At 35.9% G+C, this 15,953-nt stretch carries 13 protein-coding genes, 1 other RNA gene and 2 pseudogenes; 9 read left to right on the top strand and 7 right to left on the bottom strand.

Going from position 1 to position 15,953, the window contains the following annotated elements:
* Window positions 1-53 precede the first annotated feature (53 nt).
* The 6 genes and pseudogenes from ACVRZD_RS05095 to ACVRZD_RS05120 all read left to right on the top strand — a co-directional run bounded on the left by ACVRZD_RS05095 (window position 54) and on the right by ACVRZD_RS05120 (window position 4,613).
* Window positions 54-569: an SLOG family protein gene (locus tag ACVRZD_RS05095; RefSeq protein ID WP_037625572.1), complete on the top strand. Its 516-nt coding sequence runs from the start codon at window positions 54-56 to the stop codon at window positions 567-569.
* Window positions 570-691: 122 nt separating this feature from the next.
* Window positions 692-1,015: a cell division regulator GpsB gene (gene gpsB / locus ACVRZD_RS05100; protein ID WP_037625570.1), complete on the top strand. Its 324-nt coding sequence runs from the start codon at window positions 692-694 to the stop codon at window positions 1,013-1,015.
* Window positions 1,016-1,029: 14 nt separating this feature from the next.
* An RNA gene (gene rnpB / locus ACVRZD_RS05105) (RNase P RNA component class B) lies at window positions 1,030-1,398 on the top strand.
* Window positions 1,399-1,462: 64 nt separating this feature from the next.
* The gene (locus ACVRZD_RS05110) at window positions 1,463-2,623 is read left to right on the top strand and encodes a THUMP domain-containing class I SAM-dependent RNA methyltransferase (protein WP_447450327.1); all 1,161 of its coding nucleotides are present in this window, start codon (window positions 1,463-1,465) and stop codon (window positions 2,621-2,623) included.
* A gap of 4 nt (window positions 2,624-2,627) precedes the next feature.
* On the top strand, window positions 2,628-4,142 hold the full coding sequence (locus ACVRZD_RS05115) for a cell division site-positioning protein MapZ family protein (protein WP_037625568.1): 1,515 nt from the start codon (window positions 2,628-2,630) through the stop codon (window positions 4,140-4,142).
* A 153-nt stretch (window positions 4,143-4,295) separates the two neighbouring features.
* Window positions 4,296-4,613, top strand: a pseudogene (locus tag ACVRZD_RS05120) (hypothetical protein).
* Between the two features lie 280 nt (window positions 4,614-4,893).
* On the opposite strand, the gene ACVRZD_RS05125 reads toward ACVRZD_RS05120, so the two are convergent.
* The 5 genes from ACVRZD_RS05125 to ACVRZD_RS05145 form a co-directional block, all read right to left on the bottom strand.
* Window positions 4,894-5,376 (bottom strand): S-ribosylhomocysteine lyase, encoded by a 483-nt coding sequence (locus ACVRZD_RS05125; protein ID WP_037625565.1) that lies wholly within the window; start codon window positions 5,374-5,376, stop codon window positions 4,894-4,896.
* 94 nt (window positions 5,377-5,470) lie between these two features.
* Window positions 5,471-6,799, bottom strand: coding sequence for a GntP family permease (locus ACVRZD_RS05130; protein WP_447450328.1), 1,329 nt, complete (start codon window positions 6,797-6,799; stop codon window positions 5,471-5,473).
* Window positions 6,800-6,853: 54 nt separating this feature from the next.
* Complete coding sequence (locus tag ACVRZD_RS05135) at window positions 6,854-7,633, bottom strand: 3-hydroxybutyrate dehydrogenase (protein WP_037625563.1); 780 nt, start codon at window positions 7,631-7,633, stop codon at window positions 6,854-6,856.
* Window positions 7,634-7,645: 12 nt separating this feature from the next.
* Entirely contained in the window at window positions 7,646-8,320 is a 675-nt protein-coding gene (locus ACVRZD_RS05140) for a 3-oxoacid CoA-transferase subunit B (RefSeq protein WP_037625561.1), read from the bottom strand.
* A 2-nt stretch (window positions 8,321-8,322) separates the two neighbouring features.
* The gene (locus ACVRZD_RS05145; RefSeq protein ID WP_037625559.1) at window positions 8,323-8,973 is read right to left on the bottom strand and encodes a CoA transferase subunit A; all 651 of its coding nucleotides are present in this window, start codon (window positions 8,971-8,973) and stop codon (window positions 8,323-8,325) included.
* Window positions 8,974-9,279: 306 nt separating this feature from the next.
* Between ACVRZD_RS05145 and ACVRZD_RS05150 the strand changes: the two genes are divergently transcribed.
* From ACVRZD_RS05150 to ACVRZD_RS05160, 3 genes and pseudogenes are all read left to right on the top strand, one after another.
* Window positions 9,280-10,179: a LysR family transcriptional regulator gene (locus tag ACVRZD_RS05150; protein ID WP_037625557.1), complete on the top strand. Its 900-nt coding sequence runs from the start codon at window positions 9,280-9,282 to the stop codon at window positions 10,177-10,179.
* 130 nt (window positions 10,180-10,309) lie between these two features.
* A complete protein-coding gene (locus ACVRZD_RS05155) occupies window positions 10,310-11,917 on the top strand; it encodes a ribonuclease Y (protein WP_037625555.1) in 1,608 nt (535 codons plus the stop codon).
* Between the two features lie 112 nt (window positions 11,918-12,029).
* Window positions 12,030-13,408, top strand: a pseudogene (locus tag ACVRZD_RS05160) (IS1182 family transposase).
* Between the two features lie 154 nt (window positions 13,409-13,562).
* On the opposite strand, the gene ACVRZD_RS05165 reads toward ACVRZD_RS05160, so the two are convergent.
* Complete coding sequence (locus ACVRZD_RS05165; RefSeq protein WP_447450329.1) at window positions 13,563-13,874, bottom strand: hypothetical protein; 312 nt, start codon at window positions 13,872-13,874, stop codon at window positions 13,563-13,565.
* A gap of 445 nt (window positions 13,875-14,319) precedes the next feature.
* Window positions 14,320-15,846 carry a helix-turn-helix domain-containing protein gene (locus ACVRZD_RS05170; RefSeq protein WP_037627225.1) on the bottom strand — a complete coding sequence of 509 codons (1,527 nt, stop codon included), beginning with the start codon at window positions 15,844-15,846 and terminating at the stop codon, window positions 14,320-14,322.
* Window positions 15,847-15,953 lie beyond the last annotated feature (107 nt).

Below are 15,953 nucleotides of genomic sequence, written 5' to 3' on the forward strand. Positions count from 1 at the left end.
TGAGAAATTTAAGCATTCTTATTATATCATAATTTCGGAAAGGTTAACATAAAATGACTGCAATTCTAATTAGTGGCTATCGAGCATCAGACCTAGGCATTTTTCAAGATAAAGACAAACGAATTCCTTTGATCAAAAAAGCTATAAAAAAAGATATTATTGCTTATATTGAAGATGGCGTTGATTGGTTTATTTTTACCGGAAATCTTGGTTTTGAATTTTGGGTTCTTGAAGTTTGTAACGAGCTTAAAAGCGATTACCCGATAAATCTTGCAACAATTTTTATTTTTGAAGATCATGGCAAAAGTTGGAATGATACAAATCAAGAAAAATTAGTAAGATTTAATCAAGTTAATTTTGTTAAATATTGTTTTCCATCATATAAGAATCCAGAACAATTTAAACAATACAATCAGTTCTTAGCTGATAACACAGATCAGGCTTTTCTGTTTTATGATGAAGAAAATGTCACAAATTTGAAGTATTTAGTCAATTTTTTGAAAGATAGACCAAACTATTTCGTCAATTTACTAACATTTGACCGTCTTAATGAGTTAATAGAGGATTAGAAACCGTTTTTATCTTTTATTTAGTTAGTTTAATACTTGCTTTTTATTTTGTTTTTCTGTATGATTAGTATTGATATCACTATGTTGATATTATAGAAGAAAGACCGGTCGGAGAGTATAGAATGACAAGTATTATTTATAGTCCTAAGGACATTTTTGAGCAAGAATTTAAAACTAGTATGCGTGGCTTTGATAAAAAAGAAGTAGATGAGTTTTTAGATAATGTTATTAAAGATTATGAAACTTATATTGCTGAAATTGAAGCCTTAAAATCAGAAATTGAACGCTTGAAAAGAGAAGGTCATCAGGCTAGAAACAATAGTCATGAACAGCGTCAAGTTCCTGTTCAACCGACGAGAGTTGCTCAAACTGCAACTAATTTTGATATATTAAAACGCATTAGTAGACTTGAAAAAGAAGTTTTTGGCAAACAGATTATAGAGTAATCAGCTAATGTGCAATTTTTGGATAATCGCGTAGTATTTTAATACTATGAGGAAAGTCCATGCTAGCACCGGCTGTGATGCCGGTAGTGTTTGTGCTAGGCGAAAAAATAAGCCTAGGGATGTAGAAATACATTACGGCGGAAGAACGGGCTAAGTCTTAGATATGCTTTAGTATTTCTGAAAGTGCCACAGTGACGTAGTTTTTATGGAAACGTAAAAAATGGAACGCGGTAAACCCCTCAAGCTAGCAACCCAAACTTTGGTCGGGGCATGGAATAGATTGGAATCAAGAACGAGCTATTCTGACTGTTATAACGGTAGACAGATGATTATCGAAGGAAGTGATACCTAGTCACTTCTGGAACAAAACATGGCTTATAGAAAATTGCATAATAGGGTAAGCTAGCACATGCTAGCTTTTATTTAATTAAAAGAAAGAATTTTAAAATGAAAGAAAATTTTAAACTGGTTGCAACAGTTGCTGCAGGTCTTGAATCTGTAGTTGGTAAAGAAATAAAGAACCTTGGTTTTGATTGTAAAGTAGAAAATGGGAAAGTCTATTTTGAAGGTGATGTTGAGGCTATTATAACGACAAATTTATGGTTGCGGGCCGCCGACAGAATCAAAATTATAGTTGGTCAGTTCCCAGCTAGGACATTTGAAGAATTATTCCAAGGAGTTACCAATTTAGATTGGGAAAATTATATTCCCTTAGGAGCTAAATTTCCAATAGCAAAGGCGAAATGTGTCAAATCAAAATTACATAATGAACCCAGTGTTCAAGCAATTACCAAAAAAGCAGTCGTAAAAAAACTTCAGAAATACTACCATCGTCCGGAAGGGGTACCCTTACAAGAAATTGGTGCAGAATTCAAATTAGAGGTATCACTTTTAAAAGATGTAGCCACAATTATGATTGATACGACAGGTACAAGTTTATTTAAACGTGGATACCGTAGTCAAAAAGGTGGCGCACCAATCAAAGAAAATATGGCAGCTGCCATCATGGCCTTAACAAATTGGTATCCTGACAAACCTTTGATTGATCCAACATGTGGTTCTGGAACTTTTTGCATTGAAGCAGCACTCATTGGGATGAATATAGCTCCTGGTTTTAATCGTTCATTTGCATTTGAAGAGTGGAATTGGGTCGATAAAGACTTGGTTGAAAAAGTCCGAAATGAAGCAGATTTAAAAGCAAATTACGATGCTGATTTAGATATTTCAGGATTTGATATTGATGCTCGGATGATTGATATTGCAAAAGAAAATGCTCAAGAAGCTGGTTTAGCTGATGTTATTACCTTTAAACAAATGCGTTTACAAGATTTGAAAACAGATAAGGTTAATGGTGTCATAATCTCCAATCCCCCTTATGGTGAACGATTACTGGATGACAAAGCTGTTGACATTTTGTATAATGAAATGGGTCAATCCTTTGCACCACTTAAAACGTGGAGTCAATTTATTTTGACAAGTGATGAAAATTTTGAAAAGAAATTTGGGCGACAAGCAGATAAAAAACGAAAACTTTACAACGGAACTTTGAAAGTTGATCTCTATCAATTTTACGGAGAACGTGTGAAGAGAAATCTTACAGAGAGGTAATAACGTGCCAGAAGAAAATAAAGATCTCGAAATGAATCAAGAGGGACAAGCTCTCGACATGGATCGAGCTAAACATATGACTATTGGCGAAGCTGTTCGAAAAGATTCAGAGCTAAAAGCTGGTGTGACTGAAGAAGATAATATTCTTGATAAGTATATTAAGCAGCATAGAGAAGAAGTCGCATCTCAAAAATTTGATACCAAGTATTCAGATTTAGAAACTTTAGACACTGCTACCTTGGATAACTTTATTAAAAAGCAACGTGAAGAATTGGCTAAATCAGAGGAGGAGAATGTAACCAGTCAGACTCTTCTATCAGAAAGTCTGTTTGATGAAAAAACAGTTGCTGCTGATGCAACATCAGCAGCAATAGCTGACGCAAGTCTATTAGCTGAGGCCTTGGACTCAAAATCAATTGAAGCACAAGACAAAGCTGAACCTCTGTCAGAATCAACCATGACCAGAGAGAGGAGCCTACTTTCTGAAAATGAGAAGCCTGATAAATCTTCTAGCAAGACGAAAAAAATTGTAGCAAGTCTGATTGCACTTATTTTATTACTTTTGGCAGTCTTCTTTGGGGTAAACTATCTAAAAGGATCCTCAACAACTAATAAGACTGTTCAATCAAGTAAGCAAACTGAAAGTAGTAAAACTGCCTCAACTAGCGCAGCAATTGCTAAAAAGAAAAATAAAGGTTTTACAGATGCCTACGATGCTTTCTTTACAGATTCTAAAAAAGATAAGTTGAAAAATAGTTCATTTGCTAAGCTTAGCGATTTGGAAAAAACTGTAAAGGATTTGAAAGGGACTGCTTACTATGACAAGGCTAAAGAGAAGTTTGATGCCTTGAAAAAGCAGGTAACAGCTATTCAAGCGGTAAATGCTAAGTTCTCAATTGAGGCCATTAACGATGGTAAGAAGGCTGATGCAACGATTAAAGCAACTGCTAACTTTGATGATCTGAAAGGGGAGTTAACGAATACCGGTAACCCAAGTTTAGATCTTTTGATCCAATCTGTCATTAAAGATGGGCGTGATCAATTGAGTAAAAAAGTAGAAGCTGAAAAAGCCGCTGCTAGTCAGAAAGCTGAAGAAGAAAGAAAAGCTGCTGACCAAGAAGCTAACGCTGCTACATCTCAAGTTGCGGGTGAGACAGCAAATAATGCTTCTGCTGCAAACACTAACACAGGTGCACCAAGTACGCAAGTACCTTACAGTAATCATCCCGGTTTGCAACGTCATTTATCTCGTGTACCATATAATAGTGCTGTTATTGCTGACACTACTAATCCCGCATGGCTATTTAACCCAGGGATACTTGAAAAAATTGTTGCAACTTCTCAAGCGCGTGGTTACTTCTCAGGCAATAATTATATTTTAGAGCCTGTAACGATTGTAAATGGTAATGGCTATTATAATATGTTTAAAACTGATGGAACCTACTTGTTCTCAATTAATTGTAAAACAGGTTATTTTGTAGGTAATGCTAAAGGGAATGCCGATAATTTAGATTATTAATATTAAAGAGAGAAGTTTGCTTCTCTCTTTTTCTCTTTTATTGACTAATAACAGCAGAAATAAATTATTTGAAACTGCTTAACTTTTTGTTAAAAAATGATATATTTATATTATTAATTTGTTCTACATTTTGTCAAAGAAAGTGAGAATACTATGACTATTTATTACAAGAAGAAGCCAGTAAAGGTTTGGCAAATTTCAAAAGAGGGGACTCAACCAGATTAGGTTCAAGAGGCCTTTAAACGCAATTATTTCCAATGGGTTGACAATCATGTTCGCATCTTAATGGTTGGCTTTGATGCTGATTCTGTTACGAATACCAAAATTGGACTTGTAGGTTCAGTAGCAGGTGGAGGCTTTGCCGGTTACCATATGTATCAGAATGCCTATATCGGAGATTATTTTGATGCCACCAATCATAAAATTATGAGTGACAGGTATTTTAAAAAACATTATCAGAGTGATATCTAAAAAAGATAGAGAAAGTCAAGGAGTCCACTGAAAAAGTCATCAAATTTGATGGCTTTTTCAGTGGGCTCCCTAGGTCAATAGGTCTTTTCAACATGGAGTTACAAGCTGCAACAACTATATTTGTAGTCATTATGAAGCGAATTCCGACTATAATAAATCAGAAATAGAACAAAAGAAAAGAGGAATCATCCCCAATTTAGAGTGATTCCTCTTTTTCTGCCTCTATAAAATTATAGGCGATGACTTTTTTAGTGGGCTCAAAGTCAATTTCTCTATCTTTTTAAATGAGATGTCTATTAAAAGCATTATCTGAAATGCCTTGTGTTAGAATTAATTTTGCCCATTCTTTAGCAGCAAATAAGCTATGATCCTTATAGTTTCCACAGGATTCAATTGTTGTGCCGGGGACATCTTCCCAAGTAATACTTTCTGCGATTTCTTCTAAACATGATTTGATGACAGTAGCAATTTCAGTTGCAGAATGTTGATCCCACATAATCAGATGAAAACCAGTACGGCAACCAAATGGGGAGCAGTCAATCATTCCATCAATGCGTTGACGAATCAATTTAGCAAGCAGGTGTTCGATAGTGTGTAAGCCAGCCGTTTCAATCGAATTGTGATTAGGTTGAACTAGTCGAACATCAAAATTAGTAATAATATCACCTTTTGGCCCCATATCCTCGGAGATTAGACGGACATAAGGTGCAGTCACAATTGTGTGATCCAATTCAAAACTTTCTACAATAACTTCTTTTACCAAAACACTTCTCCTTCATATTTTTGATACTATCATATCATAAAAAGCTCGTTTTTTGAGTATTCTTTCATGTTTATAAGGAGGATAGCAGAGCTAGTTACAGGTAACTGGCTAAGATGATTACAATTTCTGCTAAGAAAGTACTTACTGAAACAGTAATAAATGTTTCTTTGAAGGCATTTTTATGATTTAAGCCGGTCAAGGCTAGGAAGGTTAAAAAGACACCACTTTGAGGCACAATTGTAAAGATATTTGATGCAATTGTTGCTACCCTATGAATTAATTCAGGGTCAGCTCCGCTATCAAGATAATACTGTGCAAAGTTTGGCATAACGATTCCTAGAGCTCCAGAAGAAGAGCCTGTGATGGCAGACATTGAGGCCGTTAAGACTGTTAAACTAAATAAAGGATTTCCAGGAATATTCATTATCAAGTCTGAAAATACTTTAAAGCCTGGCGCAACCATGACAAGGGCACCAAAAGCGACAGCAGAAGCAGTTGCAAAAATAGGTGCAACTGAACTACTTGCTCCCAAATTAATGACTTGAATTTTATCTGGGATAACTTTGTTAAACAAGATGAGGGCTAAGATTATCGCGGCTAGCAAAGCTACATAAATAATGTTCTTCTTTATTAATTCATTTCCAAATAGCGAGCCGGTTAATGCGATAGCGATTAATAGTAAGAGAGGAGCAATACTTGTTGAAAAATGTGGCAGGTTTTGGAAGTTGGTATCTTTGTGGGTTTCCGTCACATAAGTTGAGTAATTTTCCCCCTTTGCCACACTCTTTTGAAGGCAATGGTACATATAAATGAGACCAAAAATGATACAAACTGCTGATGCTAGTAAGCTAGGGATAGCTGCAGCGGTTAGTGATGTGTTTAAGTACTGAATTGGAATGACATTTTGGATGGCTGGTGTTCCAGGTAATATGGTCATGGTGAATGTTGCAATTCCAAGCCACAGTGGAATTTGAATAAGGTTCCAGGCTAGATCCATTTTTTGAAAGAGACTACGTGCTAGTGGGATGACTGCGAACATGACAACAAATAAACTAATCCCACCATAGGTCAATAGCGAACTAATAAGAAAGATGGCAACTAAAACACGGTAAGGATTATCGTGTCCAACTTTACTTAAAATATAGTCTGCGATAGCGGTCGTTGCCCCACTTACTTCCATTAATTTTGCAAGTATTGATCCTAGTAAAAATATGGCGAAGTAATTTAAAATGTAGGTGGCTAAGGCCCCCATATAGTTATTTCCTTCTTTTCCAAGGAGGCTTACAATAGGGTTCATCTGGTTTAAGATAATGACAGTAGCTGTTGCTAGTGGGGCTGCAACCAAGATGCTTATTTCTTTCATTGACAGGTAAATGATCAGAAAGACCCCAATCAAGACACCTAGTGATCCAATAATTTCCATTATATTTCTCCTTTTGATAAGAAAAGAGACGAAAAATCGTCCCTTTGACCTGAGTTATTGAGCAGTATAGCCGCCATCAATAATACATGCCTGACCAGTTATTCCTTTAGCTTTGTCACTTGCTAAGAAGGAAACGTAGTCAGCAATTTCTTGAACATCAATCAAACGTTTTTGTGGAACTAAGGGATAAAGTACTTGATCTAAAACTTTTTCTAGTGGAATATTTCTTGTATTTGCTAAATCTTGAAATTGTCCTCTCACTAATGGGGTATCAACATAACCTGGACAAACAGCATTAACCGTAATGCCATATTCAGCTCCCTCTAAAGCACTAACCTTTGTGAGTCCCATGACACCATGTTTGGCAGAATTATAAGCTGCTTTACCAGCAAATCCAATTACACCATTAATGGATGCCATGTTGATAATTCGGCCTTTCTTTTGTTTTTTCATATGAGGGAAGACCCGTTTTATTGCCACAAATGGTGCTGTTAACATTGCTTTAATCATAAAATCAAACTTTTCATATGGGAAATCTTCAATTAGTGAAACATGCTGCATCCCAGCATTATTCACCAAAATATCTAGACGTCCATATTTGTCAATGATTTGATCGATTGTGTGATTGATGGCTTCTTCACTAGTGACATCACAAACTAATCCAAATGCATCTAGGCCATTTGATTGAAAGTCTGTGACAACTTTGGATAATGCTTCTTGATTAATATCTGAGAAAACAACGGTCTTTCCTTCTTTTAAAAATGTTTCGCCAATTTGTTTTCCAATGCCGCTTGCAGAACCAGTAATAAATACAATTTCTTTTTCGTTTGTCATAGTTAACCTCTCTTAATTTAATGTAGGGAATTCAAATGTTTTATTTATCAGTTTAACTTCGGTTACTTCTTGGACTTGATTGAAACTATAATCAGGATGAATTTCAATGACACATAAGCCTTCTTCTCTATATTCCATAACAGCCAATTCAGTGATGATTAAGTCGACCACTCCTTTTGCTGTCAGTGGTAGACTGCATTGATTTAAAATTTTTGGCATGCCTTTGTTAGTATGTTCCATGGCAACAATAACCTTTTGAGCTCCGACTAAGAGGTCCATGGCTCCACCCATTCCTGGGACCATTTTACCTGGTATGAGGTAATTGGCGATATTACCATCTTTATCAACCTGTAAAGCACCAAGAACAGTGGCAGCAACATGACCGCCTCTAATAATGCCAAACGAAGTCGTGCTATCAAAAAATGCTCCTCCAGGACAGATTCCAACTGGCTGACCACCGGCATTGACAATAGCTGGATTATAATTCTCTTCAGTGAGACCTGTTAAACCGACAAAGCCATTTTCAGACTGCAGCATCACATTGACTCCTTGAGGAATATAATTTGCCACTTTTGTTGGTAGTCCAATTCCTAAGTTTACTAGACTATTGTTTTCCAATTCCTGTGCCACACGTCTAGCAATGCGTTCTTGAATCATTTCTTTTGATAATAAGATTTCTTTAGTCATAATTATGCTCCTTTAACAATATGATTGACAAAAATGCTTGGAGTATGGACAGCAATAGGATCGATCTGACCAACTTCAACAATTTCAGAAGCTTCAACAATTGTCTTTTTAGCATTAGCAGCCATAACATGATTAAAATTATTTTCGGATCCTTGGTATTGTAGGTTTCCCATTTTATCTGCCTTATGAGCAAAAATGAGTGCAACATCAGCTTTTAAAGGCGTTTCCAACAGGTAATCTTTATCTGAAATGCGAATGATTTCTTTGCCTTCAGCTACCAGAGTACCAATACCAGTCGGAGTTAGAAATCCGCCAAGTCCAAATGCACCAGATCGGATTTTTTCTGCTAAGGTTCCTTGAGGCACTAAATCAATAATGGTTTCTCCTTCATTCATTTGACGTCCAGCTTCACGATTGAGTCCAATATGTGATGCAATAATTTTTGAAAATTGTTTTTTGGCAACCATTTTTCCGACGCCTTTATCAGGAAAACCAGCATCGTTACAAATTAGTGTCAGATTTTTGGTTCCTTTTTCAACTAAGGCATCGATGAGTTTTTCTGGTGTCCCGTTGGTCATAAAACCACCAACCATTATGGTATCCCCATCTTTTATATATGATACAGCTTCTTCAATAGCAATTTCTTTAGACATTTTTTCCTCCTTAAATTATTAATCATTAGGTGAATAAGAATTGGTAAAAACAATCATTCCTGTTTTAAGTTATAGTTAGATTGTATAATAGCTAAGCGAAGAATGGATTAGTTTTTATTTCATAAGATTGTAGAAAGCGCTTTCTGTAAAACTAATTTATCAATATTTTTAGCAAAAAGGAAATACCCTTTTTTTATAGGCCTATAAAAAATTTTGATAGGATAGAGATAGTTTTTACCGGCGGGATATGATTTAATTAATAAAGAGATAATAACAAAATAAGATAATATTGAGAGGGGTAGTGTATTGGATATTAAACAAATTAGATATTTTATTGCAATAGTTGACTGTGATTTCAACCTTAGTCAAGCAGCGGAAATTCTCTATATTTCGCAACCGACCTTGAGTATGATGATAACTGATTTTGAAAAGAGAGAAAATTTAAAATTATTTAAAAGAGAAAAAGGACGTATTATTGGATTAACCTATATTGGTCAAAATTACTTGGTGGATGCCAAACGTGTTCTTGAAGAGTATGAGCGTATGATTGCAAATCTGCATAAGCCATCTAAAAAAGTTTCAGGGGTGATTAATATTGGTATTCCTCCCTTAATTCTTTCGGTTGTATTCTCGGAAGTGATGCCAAAATTAATTTTAGAGAACCCAGATATTCAATTTAATATTATAGAAATTGGTGCTTATCATTTAAAAAATGACTTATTATTAGGCAATATTGATATCGCAGTGCTCTTATCTCCAACTGGAATTCCAGATAATTTGATTGAAACTTATGAGATTCAAAAATCAGAGTTAGCAGTTTGCTTGTCACCAAAACATGCACTTGCAAGTAAAAAACAAATTAAATGGGATGATATCAATCATGAAAAAATGGCTTTATTTGATAAAACCTTTATGGTTAATCATTTAGTAATGAAAGCCTGTGAACGTCATCAAATAAGGCCTAAGATTGTCTTAACTTCTGCTTCGTGGGATTTTTTGATAAATTCCACAAAAATTAATCATAACCTATTAACCATTTGTCCAAAGCCAATTATTGATTTATACCCCTCAAAAGATATTAAATGCATTAGCATGAAGAACCCTGTTTCATGGAAAGTTTTATTGACTAGAATTAAGAAAAATACTTATTCTGATATTGAGTCATATATTATGGATAATCTTCTGCGATCATTTTCTAAACATTAACACAGATATATAAATTAATAGGCTACTTTTGTGAGACCTTTTAAGTATTGGAATTGTTTTCAGTTTTGTTTTATGGTAAACTTAAGTATAGCTTTCTATGAGGAAAACTAATAAAAATTGAGGTATAAAAATGGTTGATATTATTTTATTAATTGTTTGTACTCTCATTGGTTTGATACTAGGTTATGTACTTATTTCGCTTAAATTAAAATCAGCGAAAGAAAATGCAGACTTGACTCTTTTAAATGCTGAACAAGATGCTGTTAATATCAGAAGCAGGGCAGAAGAAGAAGCTTCAACAATTAAGAAAACAGCAGAACGTGAAACAAAGGCTAGTCGTAAAGAAATGCTTTTGGAAGCTAAGGAAGAAGCAAGAAAATATCGAGAAGAAATTGAACAAGAATTTAAATCTGAAAGACAAGAGCTTAAACAGTTAGAAACACGTTTAACAGAACGTGCCTTTTCTCTTGACCGAAAAGATGAAAATTTGTCAAGCAAAGAGAAAGTTCTTGATAGTAAAGAACAAAGTCTGACCGATAAATCTAAACATATTGATGAGCGTCAAACACAAGTTGAAAAACTTGAAGAAGAGAAAAAAGTTGAATTACAACGTGTTGCAGCAATGACAATTGCAGAAGCTCGCGAAGTAATCCTGATGGAAACAGAAACCAACTTATCTAAAGAGATTGCAACACGCATTCGCGATGCGGAACGTGACATTAAGGACCGTGCAGATAAAACTGCAAAAGACTTACTTGCACAAGCAATGCAAAGGATGGCTGGTGAGTATGTTACTGAGCAAACAATAACAAGTGTTCATCTTCCAGATGATAACATGAAAGGGCGCATTATTGGACGTGAGGGTCGTAATATTAGAACTCTTGAAAGTTTAACAGGTATCGATGTTATTATAGATGATACGCCTGAAGTTGTTGTCTTATCAGGATTTGACCCAATTCGTCGTGAGATTGCTAGGATGACTTTAGAGTCATTGATTGCAGATGGTCGTATTCATCCAGCACGGATTGAAGAATTAGTTGAGAAAAATCGTTTGGAAATGGATAACCGTATTCGAGAATACGGGGAAGCTGCAGCATATGAAATTGGTGCACCAAACCTTCATCCAGATTTAATCAAGATTATGGGACGTCTCCAATTTAGAACTTCCTATGGCCAGAATGTCCTTCGCCACTCAGTCGAGGTTGGGAAACTAGCTGGTATTTTGGCGGGAGAACTTGGTGAAAATGTTGCACTGGCTAGACGTGCTGGTTTCTTACACGATATGGGCAAAGCAATTGACCGTGAGGTTGAGGGTAGCCACGTTGAAATTGGTACAGAATTTGCTCGTAAATATAAAGAACATCCAGTAGTTGTTAATACAATTGCAAGTCACCATGGTGACGTAGAACCAGAATCTGTCATTGCCGTGGTTGTTGCGGCTGCGGACGCTTTAAGCTCAGCAAGACCTGGTGCACGTAATGAGTCAATGGAAAACTATATTCAACGGTTACGTGACTTAGAGGCAATTGCCAACGGCTTTGATGGAGTTCAAACTAGCTTCGCTTTACAAGCAGGGCGTGAAATTCGAATAATGGTTCAACCAGAAAAAATTAGTGACGATCAAGTTGTTATCTTATCACGTAAAGTACGTGAAAAAATTGAAAATAATTTAGATTATCCTGGGAATATTAAAGTAACAGTCATTCGTGAAATGCGAGCTGTTGATTATGCCAAATAAAAAGAGGACATGTCTTTTTTTCAGAGTGTAAACAAAGTCTCTAGAAATTCATTTTTCTAGGGCTTTTTTTGTTTTCCTAGAGTTATAATAGAACTATAAAAGAGGTCTCTCTATGTTCCACAAAGAAAATCCTACCTACAATCGCAATCAAGTTGGCTTTTATAGCCTAGATGAGTTAGTTCCTAAAGACCATATGCTTCGTCAGAGTGATCACGTCATAGATTTCTCATTTATTTATGACCTAGTGAAAGATAGTTATTGTTTTGATAATGGGCATCCTAGTTTAGACCCGGTGATGTTGGTTAAATTTCTTATTATCCAATGTCTGTTTGGCATCCGTTCTATGAGACAAACTATTAAAGAAATTGAAGTCAACATAGTTTACCACTGGTTTATTGGATAGACTTTGAAAGATAAGGTGCCCCATTTTACAACTTACGGTAAGAACTACAGCCGTCGTTTCCAATATAAACAAGTAATTGAAGCCATTTTTTCTCATATTTTAGGGTTATGTCTTAATTCTGGGGTGATTGATCCCACTGAAATTTTCGTTGACGGCACACACGTCAAGGTTGCTACCAACAATCACAAATATATTAATCAGAAAGTAGAGTCACAAGCTAAATTTATGTGTGACCAATTGGAGTTGGAAATTGCTAGAGACTGGGAGAAACATGGAAAAAAGTTGCTAGGACTTACCAAAGAAAAAGAGCCCACAAATAAGAAAGTTTCTACGACTGATCCTGAAAATGGTTGGTATCATAAAGGTGAACATAAAGATGTCTTTGCCTACACAAGTCAAGTGCATGCGATAAGAATGGTTGGGTCTTAACTTATACTGTAGATTCTGGAAATACTCATGATAGTCAGGCCTTTCCAGCACTTTGGAAGAAGATAAAAGAATTCCATCCAGACTTTATTATCGCTGATTCAGGTTACAAGACTCCTAGTATTGCCAAGTTACTCTTGGATAATGAGGTAAGACCTGTTTTCCCTTATACTAGGCCACGTGGTAAGAAAGATAAGTTAAGACCAAATGCCTTTAGTTATGATGAGTATTATGATTCTTATCTTTGTCCTGAAAACCAAGTAATGTCTTATACAACAATAAATCAATCTGGCTACCGAGAGTATAAAAGTGACCCCGAAATTTGTGCTTCTTGTCCCCTTCTAGGAATTTGTACTGACAGTAAGAATCACCAAAAGGTGGTGATCCGACAGATCTGGATATTTGTGAGGATATTCGGCATCAAAGAAGTATGAAAGAATTTTATAAGCTACGTAAGCAGAGTATTGAGTGGATTTTTGGAAGGGTTAAAGAATACCACAACCTTCGTTATACGAGAGAAATTGGACTGTCCAAAATGAAAGCTAAGGTTGGACTGACTTTGGTGTGCTTAAATCTCAAAAAAATTAGTTAAAATAATGGCAGGAAGGCTATTTTATTTTGCCTTAAAAAGCATGAGTTATCTGATTTTAGAGAAACTATAGTTAAACAATAAAAAACAAACTAGCAGTTTTACTAGTTTGTCTTCAATCTGGGTATAAAAGGTGTTACTTCTATACCTTTTTGTTCTGGATGAAGGCTTGCTGGTCAGTCTTCAGGGTCTGTTGGCTTGAATCAAGAGCGCAAGCCTTAAAAGGATCAAGTCCTAAGAGGAGCAAGTTTAGGAGAATCACGGTCCGTCCCTTTTTGGTGTGGCCTTCTTTCTACCGGAGAAGGTCTAGGTTGGTTGTAACGGCTAGCAAGAGCTTTTTCCATGTCTGCGACATAGTCTTCAAGACTGGCAAAGGAGATTTGAACGGCCTTGTTATTACTATAACCGTAGGTTTGGCTCGCCCTTAGAGATCGAACGGCTTCACTGGGCTGAGTCGGATATAAGTCTGGCGCTACGAGAGGGCTAGCAGCAAAGAGATAGGTGACAAACCACTGATACTTAAGAAATTGTTTAGCCAACTTCAAATAAAGTTGGTTTTTAAAGGCAATTTGTGAATCGGCTCCACAGACGTGAAAAACAGGAGTGATTTATTCTAATTGGGCTTCGTTAAAATCAGTTTGGATATAGGGGTGGTAAGAGCGAGCCTAGTTTTTTAGGGTGCTCGGTCTAAGCTCGTTGCCCTTCAGCAGTGATATGTAGACCTTATCGTTCAATGCCAAAGTTTGCTTCTAAAATATTAGTTTGTCTTGGTAGTTTCTGCAATAAGTCGTTTAAAATCAACTGCTGAGTCACCTTTATGTTTTTTCTTACAGTGTATAATTTTAATAGTTGAAATACAAAAATTTGACATGGCTCGGCTCATGCGAAAAAGGAACTTAACCTTGACTTAACGAAACTTTTGACCTTGTTTTTAGTCAGCTTTTGCTCGCTTGTCAATACCAAGAGGCTAGCTATTTTTGGAGATTAGAGGGAGCTGTTCTGGTCTAAAATGCTGTCTAGGGCTTTCTGATATTGCTTTTCTTTCAAGTCCCCGATGACCTGTGCTAGGTACCTAGCTTGATGTCTCAAGAAGTCAAAATTAAGACCAATTATGGTGGTTTTAGGCGGAATGGCTAGCTGTTCTTTAATGAAGGGTTTTAATTCTGATGTTGTCATAATGACATCCCAATCCTGTCGAGCAATGTTTTCTATTTCTTCGGATAAAAAGTGAAGGTGATAAATAGCTACTGAACGCGGACAAACTTCTTGGATGGCTAAACTGTATAAGATATCAATATGCTTTTTATTTATTTCAATAATTGCAATCTTTAAAGGAGGAAGGCTTTCTCTGATGAGTTGCTCCAGACGTAGGCAGAATAAGTATAGGTTAGAGCCTGTTAGCAATCCAACACCTTTGCTACACTTTCCCCAATTGTTAAGGGCTTTTTCGACGGTTTTAACTAACTGGTGGCTTCCTTGATAGTTAGAGGCGTAATAGTATTTTTCTGGAATAAAGATTTGCAACTCAAACAATGTTTTTCGCAAGTAAGGCATTAAGGATCGGATACAGTCTTTATCAAAAGAAATATATTGGCCAAATAATTGTCTGAATTGCTGTAGTAATTCTTGATAATGGGAATCTTGGTCAACAATGTCATGTAAGATTGAAAAATCCTCTTCGGACCATTGTGTCAGTAAAAAAGAGTTGTTCACAGTGAGGTAGACGAGAAAGATATAGTCAATCTCAGAGCTTGGAAAGGAGATGCCAAGCAGCTCTTTTCCTTTTGTATTGAAAAAGGAATCCAGATAGTGATAAATGCTTAAAGTTTTAAGTTGCCTAAAAATTGGCTGTCTAGGAACAGTAACTCCAAATTCTCGCCGCTTCCAAGATAGGGTCAACAATAAGTCAAAGAAGAGAAATTTCTTATCTAAAAAGGGCGAGACTTGTTTGTAATTTTTGATGGAATAAATAAGGCTGTGAATAACGTCTAAATCAGTCTGCGAGATATCATAGATAACAAGCCCGTATTTAGCGTGTAGGAGGGCAATCAAATAGCGTAAGCGCAACTCATCACCAAAGATATGATTATCTTCTAGTTTTAAGCCACATTCCTCTATGAAGGGGTTCATGGATTGAATCAGCCGATAGGCTGATGGCGTTGAAATAAAATGTTTTTTAGCAAAAGCTGAGACGGATTTGACTTTGTGATGAGGTGTTTCTGTTAACAAAAATTTTAAAACTTGGAGACGGGTAGACTGCTTATAAATAGTTGTTAAAAAATCAGACCTTTCTTTTGTCAAAACAGTACAATGAACAAGGTCCTTATTCCATTCAAAGTGGATAGCTCCTTGAAAGAGTTTTTCTAATTGTTGGAGGTAGACTTTGATTTTTGAAGGACTGAAGCCAGTTTTTTCTTGAATGCTTTGAAGGCTCATCCGATCTTTGTTAAGCAGTATGCTCAAGAGTAAAATCTGATGATTGATGATGGGTTCCAAATAGTTTTCAAGCAAAACGATTCTCCTTTTATCAGCTAGTATTAATAATATTATAACGATTTTTAATGTAAATAGAAAGTCTTTAATATTCTAATGTTCAGATTTTTCTGTCAGACTTTATT

The sequence above is a fragment of the Streptococcus hongkongensis genome (genome assembly GCF_053206145.1).